The sequence below is a fragment of the Stenotrophomonas terrae genome (assembly GCF_001431465.1).
In the GTDB taxonomy this organism is placed as follows: domain Bacteria; phylum Pseudomonadota; class Gammaproteobacteria; order Xanthomonadales; family Xanthomonadaceae; genus Stenotrophomonas; species Stenotrophomonas terrae.
The window spans coordinates 78,879-100,440 of the sequence record NZ_LDJJ01000037.1; the positions used below are offsets into that span (position 1 = coordinate 78,879).

Genomic DNA, 21,562 nt, shown 5'->3' on the forward strand with positions numbered 1-21,562 from the left:
CAGGGCGAGGCTCGTACGCTTCGCGCTGATCGCCCCGAGCAGGCCCGGCAACGGGCCTTCCTCGTCAGCCTGCGCAGGACCCGGGGGGGGGGTGAAAAGTTCGGGTCGATCGCGCCCTACACCGACCGCCCTCCTTTCTTCGCGCATCCGCAATTGGAAATACGACCCCGTCGGAGTCCTGGAGCAACCATGGCCAAACCAAGAACACCCACCAAAAAAGCCAGAGTTTCCGGCGCGACGCTGAAAGACCCGGCGCGCTTCAAAGGCCGCAAGGAACCAGCGAACCCCAGCCCCATCGGTGCGCCCTACAAGGGAATGACACCGGCCCAGGTAAAGGTCTGGAAGGAATGCGCAGAGAACATGCCCTGGCTCAGCGCCTCCCATCGCCTGCTGTTGCGTCAGGTGAGCATTCTGGCGGCACGCATGGAAACCGATCCCGAGGTGGGTGTGTCCGCGATGCATGCGCTGAGCGCGATGCTGTCCAAACTGGGAGCCACGCCCACGGATGAATCAAAAGTTGACCACCCGGATGGCGATGTAGATCCGGACGACAAGTTTTTCCACTAAGCCCCACTAGGTCAGCCAGATCGCCGCCGCAGCCTCACCGGCGACTCGGAGGCTCATGCGGCCTCCTGCGGTGCGGGAAGCCATCGAAGCCCCATCATCACGCTAGCCGACTGATTAGCCAGGAGGGACCAGCAGGCTGTATCCGCAACAACACTGGCAACGCGGGACGGCAGCCACGAAGATCCAAGTACCTCATGCCGGTGTTCGCACGCGTGCCGCTGTATATCTATTGCGCAAGCTCAGCGCAAGGTTATCGAAGCTCTCACCAAACCAAACCTAGCCGCAAACAAAGGCAAGTCAGCCGCAATGGCCGAACCTACTAAAAAAATTACAAGCATCAATCGAATCAAATCGGCTCATATTCGGTTTCCTGACAAGGAACAAACCCAACCGGCCAAGGCGCACTCAAACGACAAAGCACGCGGTAGCTAGTCGGCGAGCCCCTATTTACACGCAATACCTCAACCACCGACTTAACGGCCCCCCCCCCTTCAACCAACCGAGAAAAATCAGAAGAATAATATCTAGGCACATACCCCACTAGGCTAACCGGCTGACCTGTGCGCAATAACAGTGCAGCCGGATCATATGCATTCTGAACATCCCTCAGAACGAAAAGCCGAGACCCTTCATCAAGCGAATCCACAAGGGAAGCCGTAGATGCTGGAAGGTGACCAATGCCCCTAATAAAGAAATGGGCCTCATAATTTCCGTCGAGCGTAGGAACTGGAAGCGGCACAAGTTCAATGGAATCCGTCGCGCGAAGTCCGCCGCTCCTTGCCAGCTCATCAAAAGCGTCAGAATCAGCATGCAAACCCATCCAGCCGAGATATGTCTTCGACTCAGGTCTACTCCGAGGTAACACCCTATTACTCAACAGTGGGAATAACGTCGTGGAGCGATATTCTGCAGTCAATTCATTCATCAACCCAAAGCCAACAAACCCAGGAATTAGCAAGGCGCCTTTCGTATAACGGAGTGCAAAATAATTACCGTCATACTGAACGCGTGCTACCGGGTACCACTTCTGGTTTTCAGCATCCTTGGCTGCAATAAAAATTGTCTTCACTGAATACTCTCTATGGTCCGAACCTTGTTAATCATCAACATCTCAACCGCAAACTCTCGAGATATCTCTGATATCCAATCGTCCGGAACACCAGCGAGCACGCCCTCGAAGAACGCCCTATCGACCCGATGTAGACGTTCAGTCCAAATCAGGGCATCAGGCCCACAGACCTTAGACATCTCACTAAAGGCTTCTACAGTCGTCAATCGCCCCCCCGATTGACCATAGATCTGGCTTCGCGCTCTCGAACAGTAGGCCATCATGTCGCCGTTAAGGTTTTGAGAGCCAAGTCGCTTTCTGCAAGTAAACTCTGTTTCATTGCGCCCCAAACTAGACGCGTGATCAAAGGTACAAGCCAGACGCATCTCCATAGTACTCCCAGGAATAGCAATCATGGCCCAATTCTCCTCGTGTCTGTCTTGATTGCCTATCAAGGCATCCAACATCAAATAGCTGCACATAACGCCCAACGGTGTCATCGTTGGACTTGGCGGAACCCATCCTAGTGGAAGCCCCAATCGAATCCTGTGAAATGCAGCCGCAATACGACGAACCGTATGAAGCCTGCGTCGATCCTGCACCGCCATCCGCTCACCAGATGAGACTCCGGTGATGATCTCATTGCCATGAACCAGTCGAGCGCCCTCTGGCACGAAGTTCAAAGTCCGCACACCTCGCCGTTCACCGCATAGAGCCAAGTCGTATGAAGCGTGAGGAATTCCAAGTTCTTTCGCGATATTGGCAACCACCACTTCGGCCCAGTTCTCCCCAGTCCCGGGCCTCCCCTCTTTAAAGAGAAAGGCATCTTGGTCAAACCAAAATTTTGCCTTTGTCCCCAAAGCCTCGTACAAATCAGCACTCTCTTCAAGAACTTCTACAACGGGGAACTTCATCGACCTCTCCCCGTCAAAAAAGAAGCCTGGCCAAATCAGAAGCGGCATTCAGCCCGCCATGCTGACTATCCCCCCCAGTACTGGGCAGCGTAAAGGTATAGCGCTCATCCCCCTGAAAAATGAGCTTAGGATGTTTACCCTGCTTATCAATTTGAAACCCTAATTCCTCCAATGCCTTTTTTACCTTAGGGTCCATCTTTACATAACCTCGTAAAACTTCCTTGATTTTACTTTTTGCTTGGGCTGCGAACTGATCTTCGACATTACTCTCAATGATTGCCTTTACAACATCTCTGCGCCTGGAATCACCACTACTTGAATCACGGTACTCCGCCAGTATCCGAAGCACCATTGAAGAGATCTCGTTCGAGTAAAGATCACATTCCGAACCAACGGATAGAGTCACACCGTCCTCAGTTGAATACCGAGCCTCGTACCTTCTTACCTCAGCCGCAAGACGGGAAATCTCACGCTCCGCATCAGCCAACTTTAGATCGCGAGCCTCCATTTCATCGTCGAACGCTTGAATGTATTCATTGATAGCCAGGTTTTCTCGACCTTTAAAACTCTCAATTTCTTGACGCGACAGTGCCTCTTGGACAGAGGCAAAAGTGCATCGATCGAGTGGCCGCCTATTTACCAGCGCCATACGGACTTCGTCCACAATTGCGTCGACAAAATCACCACCGGAATAGTGATCACCTCGTCGAAACTGAGTCCTTCTCCCGTCTCCCCCAGGCCAGTAGATACCCACCGATCCGCCAAAAACATTCTGCCCCGCAACCTTCTCCCGCAACAGCAATGAGAAAGTACGATCAGGCTCAACCAGAACATGCGCCATACCTGAAAGTCTCCAGGCAAGCTGATTTACATTGACAGATGGCCGGCCATTAAATCTGCTACTAACATAAACTACAGGAAGGCGATTAGCACCCTTACCTGTAATGAAACCAGTTGCGGCCGCAAGATCCGCTAGTTTCAGAAGATGCGGAGCCTCCCCAACTTCCAAGCCATCATCCCACCCTCCGCCCAGCCCTTCGAGGATAAGTCGAGTGAAGACCGGCTTTTTTGCCAATGGCACCATTACGGAAGGATTGGTCGCCTCACAGAACACTCTAATCGCTACTACAGGAAATAGTCCGGTGTTATCCGAGAAAGTGAAGAGACTTGTCCAATGAAGGCCGAGCTCTTCCTTTTGGTAACGAACACTGCAGGCAGCTCCTCCCTGATACAGAACCCTAAGACTAAGAATGCTCTCGCTGTCCTTGTCGAGGCTCACACGACCAAGCTCCTCGATGGCGGCTACATCTTGGGCATTGAATGCAGTATGAGGAGATCCAAGAATCCAAGATTGAACAATCGACACGAAATCCGCAGCGGTAGCGCCGGTGCGAACAGGGAAGTCAGTTGCAAAGGACAGCATATGGACACCCTTCCGTTGGGGTGACAGCCGTCAGAGACCGAGCAGGCGAGGCTGCCACGTTGCACTTATTCAGCACTTACGAAAAAACCGGCTCAAGGCCGGTTTTCGTAAATTCCTTGAAAAATCAAGAACTTCTTTGGTGGGCGGTACAGGGATCGAACCTGTGACCCTTGCCGTGTGAAGGCAATGCTCTACCGCTGAGCTAACCGCCCGTGTTGCGAGCCGCTCATTATAGGGGGCTGAGCGAACACGTCAACATCTTTCTTCACATCGATTTACATCGTCTGGGTCGGCTTGTCCGAGGTCGATGTGCCGGCCAGCAGCGTCTCGATCTTGTTGCGGATGGCCTCGCCGTCGGTGCCTTCGGCCAGCTGCACGCCGATGCCGGCCTGGCGGTTGCCCTGCGCGCCCAGCGGGGTGACCCAGACCACCTTGCCGGCCACCGGCAGGCGCTCGCTGGAGTCTGGCAGGGTCAGCAGCAGGAACACCTCGTCACCGAGGAAGTAACGCTTGGGCGTGGGTACGAAGACGCCACCGTTCTTCACGAACGGCATGTAGGCGCCATACAGCGCCGCCTTGTCCTTGACCGCCAGCGAAAGGATGCCCTGGCGGGCGTTCATCGCACTCATCGAATTGTCCCCTTGGATTGCACTTGGTTGGCCGCGCCCCATGCCAGCAGCAGCTCCACCACGGCCAGGTCGGCACGGATGGTGGTGCGCAGCAGATCGCGGGTGCGATTGGCGGCATCAAACCAGGCGGCCAGCTTGTTCAATCGGGCCGGATCGGTCAAGCCGTCGGCTGCTTTCTTCAGTGCCAGGTCGGCAGCATGGCGCAGGCGCAGGTCGGCGTTGTCGTCGCCGGTCCAGCGCTGGGCCAGCTCGACGCTGCCCACTTTGCCGGCCAGCAGCTGGTCCAGCTCGCTGGCCACCTGCCGGCGCAGGGCCATGCCCTCGCCTTGCAGCCATTGGTCGGCCATTGCCGGGTGGCCGCGGGCGGCGTCCAGCGCTTCACGCGCCACGCCCTCGGTATAGCCGCGTGCCTGCAGCCAGGCCATGGCTTCCTCGCGCGGCGGCATACGGAACTCCAGGCGCTGGCAGCGGCTGCGGATGGTCTGCGGCAGCCGCGCCGGGTCGGCGCTGAGCAGCCACAGGTAACGACCGGGCGACGGTTCTTCCAGCGTCTTCAGCAAGGCATTGCAGGCCGAGCGGTTGATGGCGTCGGCCGGATCGACAATCACCACCTGGGCCACGCCGTACTGCGGGGTGAGCGCCAGCTTCTGCGAGATCTCACGCACCTGGTCGATGACGATCTCGGTGCGCAGCTTGTCGCCGGTCTTGTTGGGGATGAAGCTGGTGAACTGCAGGTCCGGGTGGGTGCCGGCCGCAATCAACTGGGCGTTGCGCTGGCGTGCTGCCGCATCCGCGCCGTGGTTGAGTACGTGCGCGGCCAGCCGCAGCGCCACCGCGCGCTTGCCCATGCCGGCTGGGCCGCACAGCAGCAGGCCGTGGCCGAGCCGGCCGGCGTCTAGCGCGGCCACCGTCTGGTCATAGGCGCGCTGCTGCCAAGGGGCCAGTGCTTCGCTCATCGGGACATCCTGTACATCATTCGGGTCATGCCGCTCATTGCGCTGCGGCCTCGCTGCGCCTGGCACGCAGCCGCTGCAGGTATTCGGCCACGGCGGTGTTGTGATCGGTATAGGACGCGGAGAACACATGCGCGCCACTGCCATCGCCCACGGCGACAAAGTACAGCGCATCGCCTGGCGCCGGATTGGCGGCGGCATGCAGGGCGTCGCGGCCTGGCATGGCGATCGGCGTCGGCGTCAGGCCGGCGCGGGTATAGGTGTTGTACGGCGTATCGGTGGTCAGGTGGATCTTGCGGATATTGCCGTCGTAGGCGCTGCCGATGCCGTAGATCACGGTCGGGTCGGTCTGCAGGCGCATGCCCATTTTCAGGCGACGGACGAACACGCCGGCAATCTGCGGGCGCTCGCTGGCCAGGCCGGTTTCCTTCTCGATGATGGAGGCCAGGATCAGCAGCTCGTAGGGCGACTTCAGCGGCAGGTCGTCGCTGCGCCCGGCCCAGGCAACAGCCAGTTCCTTTTCCATCGCGGCATGGGCGCGCTTGAGCAAGTCCACGTCGCTATCACCGCGCTGGTAGATATAGGTTTCCGGCAGGAAGCGACCTTCCGGGTGCTGGTCGGGGAAGCCCAGCTTGGCCATCAGCTCGGTGTCAGCCAGATCGGTGGTTTCGTGTTCCAGCGGCTGTGCACGGGCCAGGGCCGCGCGCAGTTGGCGGATGTTCCAGCCTTCAACGATGGTGACGCGGTATTGCAACACCTTGCCCTGGCGCATGTTCTGCAGCAGCTGGCGCGGCGTGGGTGCCGGCTCCAGCGCGTACTCGCCTACCTTGAGCTTGCCGGCGGCATCAAGCTGGCGCGCCAGCAGCTGCCATTGCAGATCGTCGCCTTCATCCACACCGGCCGCGCGCAGCTTGCGCAGCACGCTGGTGAGGGAGTCACCCGAAGCGATGGTGATGCTTGCCGCAGACGGCGTCAGCGGCGTATCGGCAAAACTGCCCTGCCGCTGCCACAACCAGGCCGCACCTGCGCCAGCCAATGCCACCAGCAGTACCAACACCGCCAGCACCAGCAGACATCCGCGCTTGGCACCCGCCATGGTCACCCCGTCTTCAAAGAACCGATGCGCAGGATACCGCGCCGGCGGCAACGCCGGCCAAAGCGGTGTTCATCATTGCGGGTCCAGCGCCCGCAACAGCCCGCGCGCCTTGGCCCGGGTTTCATCCAGCTCCTTGTCGGCCACCGAATCCACCACGATGCCGGCTCCCGTACGGAAACTGGCGGTATTACCCTGCACTTCAGCGGTGCGGATGAGGATGTTCAGGTCCATGTCGCCGTCACGGTTCAGCCAGCCGAAGGCGCCGGTATAGGCACCGCGCGCGGTCTGTTCCAGCTCGGCGATGATTTCCATGCAGCGCACCTTGGGGCAACCGGTGATGGTGCCGCCCGGGAAGGTAGCCGCAATCACTTCGCCCGGGGTCACATCGGCGCGCAGCCGCGCGCGCACGTTGCTGACGATGTGGTGCACGTGGGCGTAGCTCTCGACGGTCATCAGCTCATCGACCTCGACGCTGCCGGGCGCGGCAATGCGGCCCAGGTCGTTGCGCTCCAGGTCGATCAGCATCACGTGCTCGGCGCGCTCCTTGGGATGACCAACCAGTTCCTGGATGCGTGCGGCATCGTCGTCACCCTCGAAGCGCGGACGGGTGCCAGCGATCGGGCGGGTCTGCACCACATCACCGTTGACGGAAACCAGCCGTTCCGGCGAGGAGCTGACCACGGCGCGTCCGGCGGCGGTGAACAGGCCGGCGAACGGCGCGGGGTTGGCGGTACGCAGCCGCGCGTACAGCGCTTCCGCTGCCAGCGGCGCATCGAATTGCGCCTGCCAGCGGCGCGACAGGTTCACCTGGAACACGTCGCCGGCATGCAGGTAGTCGATGATCTTGTGCACGCCATCGGTGAAGCGTTCGCCAGCGTCTTCGCTGATGGCGCCTGGGCCATGCCAATGCGGCAAGGGCGGCAGCAGCGCGGCTTGTGTTTGATCGTGCTGGAGCTGGCCGAGCAGGTCGGCGGCGTCGTCTTCGGCGATGGCAATGCAGCGGCCACTGTCGCGTTCGCGCAGTACCGCTGCCGGGCAGCGCAATGCGACGGCGGTTGGCAGGCCATCCGTGCGCTGTGGCAGCTGCAGGATCGGTTCAACCTGCTGGGCAAGCTCGTAATCGAGCAGCAAGGCCCAGCCGCCGCGGAACGGGATGTCCGCTTCCATCGGGTTACGTGGCTGCTGCAGGGCCTGCCAATCGCGGTCGAGTGCGGCGAGGAACGTCCCTTCCACCGGGCTGCCGTCTTCGCGCTGCACGCTGCCGTCGGCATTGAGCAGGAGCTGGCCACCATCGGCGATCAACAGCATGTCCCACTGGCCTTGCTTGCCGGCGGCAGTGGATTCAAGCAGGACCGGATAGCGATGCGGTGCGAGCCGATGCAGCGCCAGCAGGTCGATATCGGCGTGCAGGGGGAGGATGTGCATCGTGGGCCCGAAGAAGTCTGGGGGAGCGCGCCCTTCTCCCGCCGGGAGAAGGTGCCCCGTAGGGGCGGATGAGGGTGCGGTTGGCTGATAGGAGCTGGAGGCCAGCTGGCTGTTCGCCGATGCTGCTTCCGCCCTACCCTCACCCCAACCCCTCTCCCGCCGGGAGAGGGGCTTTAAGCCTTTAGATCCGCTTGAACACCAGCGTGCCGTTGGTGCCGCCGAAGCCGAAGCCGTTCGACATCACCACGTCCACGTCAGCCTTGCGGGCCACGTTCGGCACGTAGTCCAGGTCGCAGCCTTCGCTGGGGTTTTCCAGGTTGATGGTCGGCGGGATGATGCCGGTGTTCAGCGCCATCACCGAGAAGATCGCTTCCACGCCGCCCGCTGCACCCAACAGGTGGCCGGTCATCGACTTGGTCGAGCTGACCAGCATCTTGTAGGCGTGCTCGCCGAAGGCCGTCTTCATCGCCATGGTCTCGCCCAGGTCGCCCAGCGGCGTGGAGGTGCCGTGCGCGTTGAGGTAGCCCACCTGTTCCGGGGTGACGCCGGCGTCCTTCATTGCCGCGACCATGCAGCGGGCGGCGCCTTCGCCGTTCTCGCTCGGTGCGGTCATGTGGTACGCGTCGGAGCTTGCACCGAAACCAGCCAGCTCGCAGTAGATCTTGGCGCCGCGCGCCTTGGCGTGCTCGTACTCTTCCAGGATCAGGATGCCGGCACCGTCGCCCAGCACGAAGCCGTCACGGCCCTGGTCCCACGGACGCGAGGCCTTGGTCGGCTCGTCGTTGCGGGTGGACATGGCCTTCATCGCGCAGAAGCCGCCCAGTGCGGTCGGCGAGGAACCACGCTCGGCGCCACCGGCAACCATCACGTCGGCATCGCCGTACTGGATCATGCGCATCGCCGTACCGATGGAATGGTTGGACGTGGCACAGGCCGACACCGCCGAGAACGACGGGCCCTTCAGCCCGGCGATGATGCTCAGCTGGCCGGGCAGCATGTTGATGATGGTCTTGGGCACGTAGAAGGGCGAGATCTTCTTGCCTTCGTGGAACTCGATGGTCTGCTCTTCGATGCCGAGCAGGCCGCCGATGCCGGCGCCGACGATGGCGCCAATGCGCTCAGCGTTGGCGTCGGTGATTTCCAGGCCCGAGTCGTGCAGCGCCATGAAGGCGGCACCCAGGCCGTAATGGATGAACGGGTCCATCTTCTTGGCATCCTTGCCGCTGACCCGATACTTGCCGAACAAGGGGTTGTCGGCGGTGATGTCGAAATCCCTGACCTCACCTGCAATCTTGGTGGTGAAACGCTCCAGGTAGCTGTCCATGACATTCGTCAGCGGGCCAATGCCCGAGCGGCCATTGATGATGCCTTCCCAGCTGCTGGCCAGATCATTGCCTAGGGGCGACACCATGCCCATGCCGGTAACGACGACGCGACGACTCATTGCGGATTCTCCTGGCCCCGCATGCGGGGGTTTTGAAACTTAAAAGCACAGGGCCGCATCAGCGGCCCCATGGATTTGCAACGCGGCTGACATGCTTGCCGACCGCGCCTTGTCAGACCTGGATCAGGCCTTGACGTGTGCCTTGACGTAGTCGATGGCGGCCTGGACGGTACCGATCTTCTCGGCTTCTTCGTCCGGGATTTCGCACTCGAACTCTTCTTCCAGCGCCATCACCAGCTCAACGGTGTCAAGCGAGTCTGCACCCAGGTCATCGACAAACGATGCGCTGGTGGTGACTTCTTCTTCCTTGACGCCAAGCTGCTCAACAACAATCTTCTTGACGCGTTCTTCGATGGTGCTCATTGGATATCGCTCCAGATGGAGTAGTGGTTCAAAAGACGCCAGCCCCCAGGGCTGGCCGTGGGATAGTGTAGTGGAAACCGTCGCGGCGGTGTTTCTGAACAAAAAAGCCACAACGATCAACCACTTGGGTGCAGTCCCTGCACACCACGCTTACGGCATGTACAAACCGCCGTTCACGTGAAGGGTTTCGCCGGTGATGTAACTGGCCGACGGACCGGCCAGGAACGCCACCGCCTTGGCGATGTCTGCGGGCTCGCCGAGGCGGCCCAGCGCGATCTGGCCGAGCATCGCCGCCTTGGCGTCCTCGGGCAGATCCTTGGTCATGTCCGTGTCGATGAAGCCCGGTGCGACCACGTTGACGGTCACGCCACGGCTGCCGATTTCCTTGGCCAGCGACTTGGAGAACGCAATGATGCCAGCCTTGGCGGCGGCATAGTTGGCCTGGCCGGCATTGCCGGTGACACCGATGACCGAGGCGATATTGATGATGCGGCCCTTGCGCGCCTTCATCATGCCGCGCATCACCGCCTTCGAGGTGCGGTAAACGCTGGTCAGGTTGGTGTCGAGGATGGCCTGCCAATCCTCGTCCTTCATGCGCATCAGCAGGTTGTCGCGGGTGATGCCGGCGTTGTTGACCAGGATGCTGATGGCACCGAATTCCTTGCTCACCGCGTCGATCAGCGCGTCCACCGCACCCGGCTCGGTCACGTTCAGCGCACGGCCGTGGCCGCCCTGGGCAGCCAGCCGCGTACCGATGGCGGCTGCGCCGTTGTCGGTGGTGGCGGTACCGATGACGGTCGCGCCCAGCGCGGCCAGTTCATCGGCAATGGCGGCACCGATACCCCGGCTGGCGCCGGTGACCAGCGCGATTTCACCTTGCAATGGCTTGCTCATTCCTGTTCCTTGTATGCATGGCACCGCGCACGCGCAGCGCCCATCATGACCGGGCGCAGGCTGCGCCCGTGCCGCAATCGGTTACTCAGTTTGCCCACTCTTCCAGCGCGCCGGCAAAGTCTGCCGGGGTGGCGAGCGGACGCCCTTCGATGTTCTTGTCGATGCGCTTGACCAGGCCGGTCAGCACCTTGCCCGGGCCGCATTCGGCCACGCGGGTGACACCGCGTGCGGCCAATGCCTGCACGCAACCGGTCCACTGCACCGGCTGGTACAGCTGCTGCACCAGTGCCTGACGGATGGCATCCACGCCCTCATGCACCTGTGCGTCGACGTTCTGGATCACCGGCAACGACGGCTGCTGCCACGCCAGGCCTTCCATTACCGCAGCCAGACGATTGGCGGCTTCGCGCATCAGCGGCGTGTGCGACGGCACGCTGACGGCCAGCTTCACCGCCTTGCGCACGCCCTTTTCAGCCAACAGCGCCAAGGCGCGGTCCACTGCGGCAGCGTCACCGCCGATCACGATCTGGCCGGGCGAATTGAAATTGGCCGGCACCACCACCTGGCTGCCTGCAGCCTCGGCGCAGACTTCCAGCACCAGCGCGTCTTCGGCGCCGAGCACGGCAGCCATCGCGCCAACGCCCGTCGGGGCTGCGTCCTGCATCAGCTGGCCACGCAGGCGCACCAGGTGCGCACCGTCGTGCAGCGTCAACGCGCCGGCAGCAACCAACGCGGTGTACTCGCCCAGGCTGTGCCCGGCCAGTACGGCAGGCTGTGCGCCGCCCTGTGCATTCCACAGGCGCCACACCGCGATGCTGGCGGCCAGCAGCGCCGGCTGGGTGAATTCGGTGCGATTGAGCTGTTCTTCCGGGCCGCCCTGCGACAGTGCCCACAGATCGACGCCCGCGCCTTCGGAGGCCTCGGCAAAGGTGTCACGGACCTGCGGGTGCAGTTCAGCCAGTTCGGCCAACATCCCAATGGATTGCGAACCCTGGCCGGGAAATACGAAAGCGAGTCGGGAGTCAGTCACGCGGTCTTCTGCTGCATCAATCGAAGCGGGGAATAATAAGCGCGAAAGCGCCCGCCCGTCTGTACTGGCGCGTATGCAGGGGCACGCAGCGGTAGTGCCGAGCCATGCTCGGCGAGGGGCTTTACAGCAGAGAGCCCGTAGTGCCGAGCCATGCTCGGCAAGGGGCCTTACCGCAAAGAGCCTGTAGTGCCGAGCCATGCTCGGCAGGGGGCTTTACCGGCAACGCCCCTGCCGAGCATGGCTCGGCACTATATTCCCCCTCCCCTTTCGCGTAGCGAAGGGGAGGGCTGGGGAGGGGTTGGTTTTTCGCTGCGTCATGCAGTTGTGGCTTCGCGGCTTACGCCACTCCTACTAGGAGTTTGGGGCTGATGGGCGGCTGGTGAAGCCCCTGCCGAGCATGGCTCGGCACTACACCCCCTCCCTTTCGCGTAGCGAAGCGGAGGGTTGGGGGGGGTTGGCTTTTCGCTGCGTCATGCAGTTTTGGCTTCGCGGCTTACGCCGCTCCTACAAGGATTTGGGAGGCGGTAAATAGCTGGGAAAGGCCCCTGCCGAGCATGGCTCGGCACTACATTAATGGGGCGCGAAAATAAAACGGGCAGCCATTGGCTGCCCGTTTTTGTATCTGAATCAGCGCGGCGCTTAGTAGCGCACCAGCGCCGAGCCCCAGGTGAAACCGCCGCCAAAGGCTTCCAGCAGCAACAACTGGCCGCGCTCGACACGACCCGAACGGATCGCTGCGTCCAGTGCCAGCGGTACGGAACCAGACGAGGTGTTGCCGTGCTTGTCCACCGTCACCACCACGCGGTCCATCGGCATGTCCAGGCGCTTGGCCGTGGCTTCGATGATGCGCAGGTTGGCCTGGTGCGGGATCAGCCAATCCAGGTCGGACTTGTCCAGACCATTGGCCTGCAGGGTCTCATCAACCACCGAGTCCAGCGCCTTGACGGCGTACTTGAACACGTCGTTGCCCTTCATGATGATGTTGCCCGGCTTGTCGAAGCCGACCGACACACCAACCGGATCCCACAGCAGCTCCTTCTTGCTGCCGTCGGCATGCAGATGGGTACTGAGAATGCCGGTGTCTTCGTCGGCCTTGAGCACGACGGCGCCCGCGCCATCACCGAACAACACGCAGGTGGTGCGGTCAGTCCAGTCGACGATACGGGTCAGGGTTTCCGCACCGATCACCAAGACGTGCTTGGCATCACCGCTGCGAATGAATTTGTCAGCCACGCTCAGGGCGAAAAGGAAGCCCGAACATGCCGCATTGACGTCAAACGCCGCCGAACCAGCTGCGCCGAGGCGGGCCTGGATCAAGCAAGCGGTAGACGGAAAAATCAGATCCGGCGTGGTGGTACCCACGATGATCATGTCCAGCTGCGACGCCTCAATGCCGGCAGCTTCCAGCGCGCGCACGGCGGCGTGGTAACCCAGGTCACTGGTGGTTTCGCCTTCGGCAGCGATGTGCCGCTCACGGATACCCGTGCGCGACTCGATCCACTCGTTGGTCGTCTCGACAATCTTGGTCAGATCATCGTTGGTCAACACTTTCTCGGGCAAATAACTACCAGTGCCCGCGATTCTCGAGTAGATCCGCTTGCTCATGCTGTTTCCTATTGCGCGAAGCCGCCCGCAGGCGGCCCCGGAAGAATCGGTGCAACAACCGCCACACTCAGGTGGCGGCAGCCGTCACAAATCAATCTTCTTCAGCGACCAGGGTCGACTTGGTCGTGATCACCTTCTTGCCACGGTAGAAACCGTCAGCAGTGATGTGGTGACGCAGATGCACTTCACCGGTGGTCGGATCGGTGGACAGCTGCTTTGCGCTCAGGGCGTCGTGGGCACGACGCATGCCGCGGCGGGACGGGGTAACACGGGATTTCTGCACAGCCATGGGATTGCTCCAAACTCGGTTTCGTTTGCTTCGTCGTTTAATTGCACAGGACGCCAGCGTCCAGCACTACTCGCTTTCGCCGCAGCCGCCGACGATTACCGGCCGCAATTATTTCTTCAGCGCCGCCAATGCCGCAAAGGGATTGGCCTTGCTCAATTCTTCTTCGGTCGCGGTGAAGTCCTGTTCGACTGCCTCGCTTCCTGGCGCCAGCGCTACCACCGGCACCGCCAACACCAACTCGTCTTCCACAAGATCCAGCGGCCGCAGGTTGCCGTCTTCGGGCACCAGCAGCGCTTCGTATTCCTCTGGAAGCGCGGATTCCTCGTCTTCGTCCTTGATCAAGCCCAAGCGCTGCCTGATCGACACCGGCAGCAGGAAACGCTGCATGGTGCGCTGACAGATCAGGGGCAACTCGGTATCGATGGTCAGATCGACATAAGCCACCTGCAAGATGTTGTCTCGATCGAATTCCAGCGCATAGGTGCACTGGCCTTCGGTATCGGCAACCAGACCCTGCAGGCGGGTCAATTCGGACAAAGGCACCTGGCCGTCAAAGCGCCTACGCGCTACGACCATCCGCCAAGCATCCAGCAATTCGGGCACGTTCGCGGACATAAGCTGCAGAATGTTAAGGAGTAGCCCCGCCGCTGTCAAACCCAAAGCGACGGAAACATTGTCAGACCGGCGGCGGCGCAGCAGACTGGCCGTCCCGAGCCGCGTATTTTTACACATGAAGCCCCTGATTCTCGCCTCCACGTCACGATATCGCGCTGAATTGCTGAACCGGCTCAGGCTTTCGTTCAGTTCGGCAGCCCCGGACGTCGATGAATCGCCCCTGCCCGGCGAGGCGCCAGCCGCGCTGGCACAGCGTTTGGCGGGCGCAAAGGCCGAAACCGTCGCCCGCCAGTTCCCCGGCAGCTGGGCCATCGGCTCGGATCAAGTTGCCGAGCTGAACGGGCAGCCGCTGGGTAAACCCGGCAGCCGTGAGGTCGCTTGCGCGCAGTTGGCAGCGATGTCCGGCCACGAAGTGCTGTTCCACACCGCCGTCTGCGTAAGCGACGGCACTACGCACCACCAGGCCAGCGATCTGACCCGCGTGCGCTTCAGGGCCCTGCAGACGGCCGAGATCGAGCGCTATATCGATGCCGAGCTGCCACTGGACTGCGCTGGCAGCTTCAAATGCGAAGGACTGGGCATCACCTTGTTCGAGGCCATCGAGAACAGCGACCCTACCGCCTTGATCGGCCTGCCGCTGATAAAGACCTCACAGCTGCTGCGACAGGCCGGTTATCAGCTGCCCTAGCCTGCGGCTTCCAGTAGCCCGGGTAAGCGCAGCGCACCCGGGAGCCAGGATCTAACGTCAACTCAGGTTTGCCGCCAACAGCCCCGGGTGCGCTGCGCTTACCCGGGCTACGGTGCTATCAACTGCCCTAGCCCACTGCGGCTGCGCCGGTAATCCATGCCCGCACATCAACACACAGGCGCGGGCCAGCGTTATTTGATCTCGAACGGCTGTTCGGCCCAGGTTTCTACACTGCCGTCATTGCCATGCAGGCGCAGCCCCAGCCAATGGGTGCCAGGCTTCAGGGCGGATGTATCCAGGCGCGCATCAAAGCCGGTATTGGGATGCTGCGGGTCGTTGGAAATCTTCCAGAACGGGCGCACGTCGAAGGCGCGTCCGTAGCTGGCATCACCTACGCTGCGGCCGTCCAACAGCAGCTCAACCCGTGACAAACCCACGCCGTCCTTGAAGGCCCAGCCGCTGACTTCCAGCGCACCGTCCACTGCCTGCCCCGCCAACGGCGTTTCCACCCACGCCATGGCCGGCGTCACGCAGACACCAGGCTGTTTTTCCGCCGGCAGCCGGAACAGCAGGAAGCGCTGGAATCCATGATCGAGCGAAACCACCCGTGGCGGCGGCAGCGGCCCCACCAGCTCGCAGACCTTGTGGTAATGCGCCAATAGATCGCGGTAACGCTGATCGCCCGGCGACAACACCAACAACACCGGCGTGGAGCGGCTGCCATCGCTGATCAGCCTCCACAACGCCAGCTGCGCGGTGCGCCCGTGCCGGTCATTGAGCGCGTGCGGCAGCACCTTGATGTTCGGATCATTGAGGCGGAAGCCGAGCTCCGCGCCCACCTTGAAACTGCCAGCCAGCAACTGCGTGTCTTCCGGCATCTGCGAGAGCTCGTCGCGCACGCCCTCGGCCAGCTGCTGCCAGCCGGCGAAATTCCGCGGGTAGTACTTGCTGCCCGCCATGTGCTCACGCAGTGCAGGCGACGCCGCCAACAGGTAATAACTCATGGCCAGCAGCAGCCCCAGCGAGGTCACCGCCCACAGCGCGCGCCGCCAGCGACGCGACCAGTGACTGAGCAACGCCGGTACGCAGACCAGCAAGGCCAGGTAGCCCGGCAGCGGCCAATGGAAGCTGACCCGCTCCACATCGGTGAAGAAGCCGAGCAGGAAGATCAGCAAGGTCGAGGTGGCACCAACCAGCGCGAAGTAACGCCATTGCAGATGATGGAAGCCGCCCTGCGCATGCCGCAGGCCCTTGCCAGCAACCACCGCCATCGCCGCAAACAACAGCGGCGTCACCAGCAGCGGCTGGATCACCAGGAACAACACACCCTGCCACTGGAAGGCCCAGGGATGCCGCTCGACCAGTTGGAACTTGAGCCCGGCATCCTGGTTGTCCAGGTTCCAGGCCAGCAACGGTACCCAGGCCGCGACACCGACGGACAAGGCGATCCACACGCGCGGATCGCGCAGCATCTTGCGGCCTTCGGGCAACACCAGCAGCGCGATGAAGCCCACCGCGATCACGCCGATGAAGCGGTAGTGGCTCAACGCGCCCATCAGCAAGCCGCAGGCCAGCAACAACGCACCACCAGCCCCTACACCGCGCAGCAGACGCGCGCCGGCATCCAGACACAGCAAGGCCGCAATCGCCATCGGCACGTCCGGCACCGCCAGGATGCCCAGCGTTGCCGACAGCGGCATCAACAAGGCCAACGCACCCGCGCGCCAACCCATGCGTGCGCCGAACCAGCGCGTGCAGATGCTGGCAACCATCCACGGCAAGGCGGCACCCATCAGCAGGAACGGCAGACGCACACCCAGGCGATGGTCGCCGGCAACCTCCACGCCCAGCCGCGTAAGCCACGCGGTAAGCCCCGGCAGGTCCGAATAGGCCATGGCCAGATGTTGGCCTTCCTGCCAATAGAAGGCTTCGTCCACAAACAACGGAAGTTGCGATGCCAGCAGCACCTTGGCGGTAGTGACCAGCACCCACAACACAAGGAAGGTCACGTATGCGCGTTGTTCACCCCTGATTGCCACGTACACTTCCTTCAGCCCAAATATCGAGACGACCATGACCGTGGCGCCGCCCGGAATGCTAACCGAAGTAACACTACAGTCCCTATCGGCAGCGCAACAGCAGGTCAATTCCCTACTGCTGGGCAAGGCGCAGGAAGTGCGGATGGCCTTTGTCGCGCTGCTGTCCAGCGGACATCTGCTGATCGAAGACCTGCCCGGCCTGGGCAAGACCACCCTGGCCCATGCAATGGCCTCCAGCCTCGGCCTGCAGTTCCAGCGCGTGCAGTTCACCTCGGATCTGCTGCCCGCCGATGTGCTCGGCATCTCGGTTTACGAAGCGCACAGCCGCAGCTTCCAGTTCCACCCGGGGCCGGTGTTCTGCAACCTGCTGCTCGCCGACGAGATCAACCGCGCACCGCCGCGCACACAGAGCGCATTGCTTGAAGCGATGGCCGAGCAGCAGGTGACCCTGGATGGCGTTACCCACAGCTTGCCGGACCCGTTCTTTGTGATCGCCACCCAGAACCCGGTGGACATGTCAGGCACCTTCCCCCTGCCGGACTCGCAGCTGGACCGCTTCCTGCTGCGCCTGACCCTGGGCTATCCCAACGCCGAAGCCGAACGCGCCCTGCTGGCCGGCGAAGACCGTCGCAACCTCATCGCCCGCGTCACCCCCTGCCTGTCCGAGCAGGACCTGCGCAGCCTGCGCGAAGCGGTGGGCCAGGTACATGCCAGCGATGCACTGATTGATTACGTGCAGGCCTTGATCACCCGCAGCCGCCAACACCCCGGCGTGCGTGTTGGCCTGTCACCGCGCGCCGGCATCGCCTTGCTGCGCGCCGCCAAGGCGCATGCACTGCTGCTTGGCCGCCGCCATGTCATTCCCGAAGACGTGCAGGCCTTGTTCATCGCCGTGGCCGGGCATCGCCTGGTCGGCGAGGCGGAGGCATCTTCGGGGCCGGCCCTGGCACGCGCCATCCTGCACAGCGTGCAGGTGGATTGAGGTGCGTGCAGCGTTGCGGCAGCGCCTGCAGGCACTGCAGTTGCTGGCACGGCCACGGCAGCCGGAAGACCTGCCGGTGCAACTGGACCGGCGCCGCATCTACGTGCTGCCTACCGGCTTTGGCCTGTTCCTGGCCGCCCTGCTTGCGGTGATGCTGCTCGGCGCATTGAACTACAACAACAACCCGGCCCTGTTGCTGGCGCTGGTGCTGGCAGCCACCGCACTGGCCAGCACCCTGCAGGCCCATCTGCAGCTATCCGGCCTGCGCCTGCAGGCCCTGTCGGCCGACCCGGTCGCCGCCGGCAATCCCATCCGCCTGCGGCTGGCACTTGCACGCAGCGACCGCCGCCCGCGTCGCGCCCTGCAGCTGGATTGCGCGCAGGCCCGCACCCACTTCAACCTGGAGCAGGACAGTCAGGCCGAGGCCGATCTGTGGTTGCCTACCCAACAACGCGGCTGGCTGGATCTGTCGCGTATCCGCGTGGCCACCACCCAGCCACTGGGCTTGGTCCGCGCATGGGCCTGGTTCTGGCCGGATACCGCCTTGCTGGTCTATCCCAGCCCCGAAACCAACGCGCCGCCACTGCCGGACGCAGGCAGCGCATCCACCCGCACCCGCGTGCATCCGCAGGGCGAGGAACTGCAGCAGATGCGTCCGTACCGCAGCGGTGACTCGCGCCGCAGCATCGCCTGGAAGCATTCGGCGCGCCGCGACGAACTGCTGGTGCGCGAATACGAGCGCCCCTACGGCGCCGAGCTGGTGCTGGACTGGCAGCAGTTGCGCGCCCTACCGCATGAGCGCCGCATCTCGCGACTGGCCCGCTGGGTCGACGAGGCCGAGCGCGAGGGCCGCAGCTATCAACTGCGCCTGCCCGGCATGCCGCCGCTGGGGCCGGCCAGCGGTGACGCCCACCGCCACCTTTGCCTGCGCGCACTGGCGCTGCTTCCTGCCGCATGAAGATCTCTTCTCCCGCCCTGAGCGCAGGCACCCGCCTCTGGATCAATCTGGTCACCGTGCTGTGCCTGCTGCCGTTGTTGCTGCAGTTGCCCGCCACGCTGGCGGTGGTGTTCGCCGTCACCACGCTGCTGGTGGCGCTGTGGTCGTGGCGCCATGCCATGCCGCTGCCACTGCGGCTGCTGCTGGTCGGCATCATGCTGGCGTGCATTTACTGGCAGATGGGCATCCGGCCCGGCCGCGATACCGGCTGCGCCCTGCTCGCTGCAATGTTGGCGATCAAATCCAGCGAACTGCGCAATCTGCGTGACGCACGCAGCCTGATCGGCTTCGGCCTGTTTGCCCCGTTCGCCGCCTTCCTGCTTGACCAGGGCCCAAGCACCCTGCTGATGTCCGCAGCCGCCGTGGTCGCCGCCCTGCTGGCCCTGCAGCGGCTGGCCGATGAAGAAGTCGGCATCGCCCACCTGCCGGCACGCGCCCAGCTGCGCACCGTCGGCCGGCTGATGCTGCTTGCCTTGCCGCTGGCGTTGTCGGCGTTCTGGCTGGTGCCGCGTCTGCCTACGCCACTGTGGGGCACGCCGGAGCGCGCCGCCGCACGCCCGGGGCTGTCCGGCAGCATGCAGCCCGGCGGCTGGATCGACCTGATGGCCGATGACAGCCCGGCGCTGCGCGTGGAGTTCTTCGGCCCGGTGCCGGCGCAGAACCAGCGCTACTGGCGCGGCCCGGTATTGACCCGTTTCGACGGCCGCCGCTGGACCCGCTTGGAAAGCCAGCAATACGGGCAACCGCCGACCGTGCGTTCGGCCGCCCAGCGCTGGGATTACCAGATCGAATACGAGCCCACCGACCGCCGCGAACTGGTCGCCCTCGATCTGCCCCTGCAAGCCCCCAGCGGCAGCTACCTGGATGCCGACTACAGCCTCAGCGCACCACAATCGCTGACCACGCTGAGCCGTTGGCGCATGCAATCAAGTGCCGCGGAGGCCTTCCAGGCCGAGCTGCCACAACGCCTGCGCCAACAGGCCCTGCAACTGCCGGAGGGCTTCAATCCACGCACGCTTGCACTGTCCCGGCAATGGCTCAGCGAAGCCGGCAACGACCCGGCAGCACTGGTGCAGCGCAGCCTGGAATGGATCCATCGCGATTTCGCCTACACCCTGGCCACGCCGCTGGCCGGCCGCCATTCGGTGGACGAATTCCTGTTCGACCAGAAGGCCGGCTATTGCGAGCACTTCAGCGCGGCGTTCGTGGTGCTGATGCGCGGCGCCGGCATACCCGCCCGCGTGGTCACCGGCTACGCCGGCGGCGTGCGCAACCGCTTCGGCAACTACTGGGTGGTGCGGCGTCTGGATGCACATGCCTGGGCCGAAGTCTGGCTGCCGCAGCGCGGCTGGGTACGCGTGGACCCCACCGCCGCCGTCGCCCCGGAGCGCATCTACGACACCTTGGAAGATCGCGTCGGCGACAACGACACCGGCGCCGATGGCATGGATCTGGCTGGGCGCTGGAGCAGCCTGCTGCAGTACGGCGACTATCTGCGCCGCGGCTGGAACACCGCCGTGCTGTCCTTCAACGCCGAGCGTCAGCAACACCTGCTCAGCGCCATCGGCATCAAGCAGTTGAACCCCTCGCAGCTGGTTGCCTTGTTTGCCGGCTTCGCCGTGCTGGCGCTGGGCCTGATGGCCTGGCTGCTGGCGCGCGGTGAACGCCAGCGTGACCCCTTGCTGCGCGCCTGGCATCGGCTGGACCGGCGTTACCAGCGCCTCGGGCTCGGCCGTGAACCGTCGGAAACCGCCAGCGATTGGGCCGCGCGGGTGGACCGCGCCCGCCCCGGCAGCGACCTGTTGGCACTCAGCCAGCGTTTCACTCAAGCGCGTTACGCTGGCGTCCGATCGGATGTCGTTTCATTATTGGCGGACCTGCACAGGCACCGCCCGAAACCCGGAGTACGAACATGAAGACCCGCATCCTCCTCGTTGCCGCTGCCAGCCTGGTGCTGGCTGCCTGTGCCACGGCGCCCAAGCCGCTGCAGGGACAGTTCACCCCCGTTTCGCCGCGTGACGCGGTGGCGCAGAAGCAGACTGGCGCGCCGGTACGCTGGGGTGGCCGCATCATTGAAACCGTCCCCGGCCAGGGCGAAACCTGCTTCCAGATGCTCGCCCGCCCGCTCAATACCAGCGGCCGCCCGAGCACCAGTTCGAGCGATGCCAGCGACGGCCGCTTCCTGGCCTGCCGCAGTGGTTTCTATGATCCGGCGGTGTTCGAGCCCGGCCGCGACGTGACCTTCATCGGCCGCATCGATGGCTACCAGAGCACCAAGATCGGCGAATACGATTACCCGCTGCCCAAGCTTGCCGCCGACGTGGTGTACCTGTGGCCGGTGCAGCGCGAAGTGGAAGTGGTACCCGCCTACCCTTACGGCCCCTGGGGCCCGGGTTGGGGCCCAGGCTGGGGCTGGGGTTACCGCGGCTGGTGGTAACAAACTGAAAACGCCGCCCCAAGGGGCGGCGTTTTTGTTTGATTGAAACCTGGAACGATGGTTGTGGGAGCGGCGTAAGCCGCGAAGCTACAGATCCATCAAACACAGCAGAGCTCACCCCTCC

At 63.1% G+C, this 21,562-nt stretch carries 21 protein-coding genes and 1 tRNA gene; 6 read left to right on the forward strand and 16 right to left on the reverse strand.

The features are described from left to right. Window positions 1-189 precede the first annotated feature (189 nt). On the forward strand, window positions 190-567 hold the full coding sequence (locus tag ABB27_RS11900) for a hypothetical protein (RefSeq protein ID WP_244479222.1): 378 nt from the start codon (window positions 190-192) through the stop codon (window positions 565-567). Window positions 568-913: 346 nt separating this feature from the next. Here ABB27_RS11900 and ABB27_RS19380 read toward each other — a convergent pair whose 3' ends face one another. The 15 genes from ABB27_RS19380 to ABB27_RS11980 form a co-directional block, all read right to left on the reverse strand. Then, the gene (locus ABB27_RS19380; RefSeq protein ID WP_152984553.1) at window positions 914-1,636 is read right to left on the reverse strand and encodes an HIRAN domain-containing protein; all 723 of its coding nucleotides are present in this window, start codon (window positions 1,634-1,636) and stop codon (window positions 914-916) included. Beyond that, window positions 1,633-2,529, reverse strand: a complete 897-nt coding sequence (locus ABB27_RS19735; RefSeq protein ID WP_152984554.1) for a HipA domain-containing protein — start codon at window positions 2,527-2,529, stop codon at window positions 1,633-1,635. Before ABB27_RS19735 ends, ABB27_RS19380 begins: the two co-directional genes overlap by 4 nt. A 13-nt stretch (window positions 2,530-2,542) precedes the next feature. Beyond that, window positions 2,543-3,952, reverse strand: coding sequence for a hypothetical protein (locus tag ABB27_RS19740; protein ID WP_152984555.1), 1,410 nt, complete (start codon window positions 3,950-3,952; stop codon window positions 2,543-2,545). 137 nt (window positions 3,953-4,089) lie between these two features. Then, window positions 4,090-4,164, reverse strand: a tRNA-Val gene (locus ABB27_RS11925). A gap of 63 nt (window positions 4,165-4,227) precedes the next feature. After that, a complete protein-coding gene (locus ABB27_RS11930) occupies window positions 4,228-4,581 on the reverse strand; it encodes a PilZ domain-containing protein (RefSeq protein WP_057628929.1) in 354 nt (117 codons plus the stop codon). Continuing rightward, window positions 4,578-5,537, reverse strand: coding sequence for a DNA polymerase III subunit delta' (locus ABB27_RS11935; protein ID WP_057628930.1), 960 nt, complete (start codon window positions 5,535-5,537; stop codon window positions 4,578-4,580). The genes ABB27_RS11930 and ABB27_RS11935 overlap by 4 nt, the downstream gene beginning before the upstream one ends. A 34-nt stretch (window positions 5,538-5,571) precedes the next feature. Beyond that, window positions 5,572-6,630, reverse strand: coding sequence for an endolytic transglycosylase MltG (gene mltG, locus ABB27_RS11940; RefSeq protein ID WP_057628931.1), 1,059 nt, complete (start codon window positions 6,628-6,630; stop codon window positions 5,572-5,574). Window positions 6,631-6,702: 72 nt separating this feature from the next. Then, entirely contained in the window at window positions 6,703-8,055 is a 1,353-nt protein-coding gene (locus ABB27_RS11945; protein ID WP_057628932.1) for an aminodeoxychorismate synthase component I, read from the reverse strand. Between the two features lie 181 nt (window positions 8,056-8,236). Next, window positions 8,237-9,499, reverse strand: a complete 1,263-nt coding sequence (gene fabF / locus ABB27_RS11950) for a beta-ketoacyl-ACP synthase II (RefSeq protein WP_057628933.1) — start codon at window positions 9,497-9,499, stop codon at window positions 8,237-8,239. Between the two features lie 123 nt (window positions 9,500-9,622). Then, window positions 9,623-9,862: an acyl carrier protein gene (gene acpP, locus ABB27_RS11955; protein ID WP_054659808.1), complete on the reverse strand. Its 240-nt coding sequence runs from the start codon at window positions 9,860-9,862 to the stop codon at window positions 9,623-9,625. 150 nt (window positions 9,863-10,012) lie between these two features. Further along, complete coding sequence (gene fabG, locus ABB27_RS11960) at window positions 10,013-10,756, reverse strand: 3-oxoacyl-ACP reductase FabG (RefSeq protein WP_057628934.1); 744 nt, start codon at window positions 10,754-10,756, stop codon at window positions 10,013-10,015. An 85-nt stretch (window positions 10,757-10,841) separates the two neighbouring features. After that, a complete protein-coding gene (gene fabD / locus ABB27_RS11965) occupies window positions 10,842-11,786 on the reverse strand; it encodes an ACP S-malonyltransferase (RefSeq protein WP_057628935.1) in 945 nt (314 codons plus the stop codon). A 639-nt stretch (window positions 11,787-12,425) separates the two neighbouring features. After that, window positions 12,426-13,391: a beta-ketoacyl-ACP synthase III gene (locus ABB27_RS11970; protein WP_057628936.1), complete on the reverse strand. Its 966-nt coding sequence runs from the start codon at window positions 13,389-13,391 to the stop codon at window positions 12,426-12,428. Window positions 13,392-13,482: 91 nt separating this feature from the next. Continuing rightward, window positions 13,483-13,680 (reverse strand): 50S ribosomal protein L32, encoded by a 198-nt coding sequence (rpmF, locus tag ABB27_RS11975; RefSeq protein ID WP_057628937.1) that lies wholly within the window; start codon window positions 13,678-13,680, stop codon window positions 13,483-13,485. 108 nt (window positions 13,681-13,788) lie between these two features. Then, window positions 13,789-14,295, reverse strand: a complete 507-nt coding sequence (locus tag ABB27_RS11980) for a YceD family protein (RefSeq protein ID WP_057628938.1) — start codon at window positions 14,293-14,295, stop codon at window positions 13,789-13,791. 115 nt (window positions 14,296-14,410) lie between these two features. Here ABB27_RS11980 and ABB27_RS11985 point away from each other — a divergent pair, with 115 nt between their 5' ends. Then, the gene (locus ABB27_RS11985) at window positions 14,411-14,983 is read left to right on the forward strand and encodes a Maf family protein (RefSeq protein ID WP_057628939.1); all 573 of its coding nucleotides are present in this window, start codon (window positions 14,411-14,413) and stop codon (window positions 14,981-14,983) included. Window positions 14,984-15,174: 191 nt separating this feature from the next. Here the strand turns inward: ABB27_RS11985 and ABB27_RS11990 are convergent, their stop codons facing one another. Next, a complete protein-coding gene (locus ABB27_RS11990) occupies window positions 15,175-17,016 on the reverse strand; it encodes a glycosyltransferase family 39 protein (RefSeq protein ID WP_057628947.1) in 1,842 nt (613 codons plus the stop codon). Window positions 17,017-17,077: 61 nt separating this feature from the next. On the opposite strand from ABB27_RS11990, the gene ABB27_RS11995 reads away from it, so the two are divergent. Genes ABB27_RS11995 through ABB27_RS12010 form a run of 4 tightly spaced genes read left to right on the forward strand, consistent with a single transcriptional unit; the run spans window position 17,078 to window position 21,438 of the window. Next, on the forward strand, window positions 17,078-18,004 hold the full coding sequence (locus tag ABB27_RS11995) for an AAA family ATPase (RefSeq protein WP_057628948.1): 927 nt from the start codon (window positions 17,078-17,080) through the stop codon (window positions 18,002-18,004). 1 nt (window position 18,005) lies between these two features. Continuing rightward, a complete protein-coding gene (locus ABB27_RS12000; protein ID WP_057628940.1) occupies window positions 18,006-18,962 on the forward strand; it encodes a DUF58 domain-containing protein in 957 nt (318 codons plus the stop codon). Between the two features lie 2 nt (window positions 18,963-18,964). After that, on the forward strand, window positions 18,965-20,917 hold the full coding sequence (locus ABB27_RS12005; RefSeq protein WP_057628949.1) for a transglutaminase TgpA family protein: 1,953 nt from the start codon (window positions 18,965-18,967) through the stop codon (window positions 20,915-20,917). Next, the gene (locus tag ABB27_RS12010; RefSeq protein WP_057628941.1) at window positions 20,914-21,438 is read left to right on the forward strand and encodes a Slp family lipoprotein; all 525 of its coding nucleotides are present in this window, start codon (window positions 20,914-20,916) and stop codon (window positions 21,436-21,438) included. The genes ABB27_RS12005 and ABB27_RS12010 overlap by 4 nt, the downstream gene beginning before the upstream one ends. The last annotated feature ends 124 nt before the right edge of the window (window positions 21,439-21,562 follow it).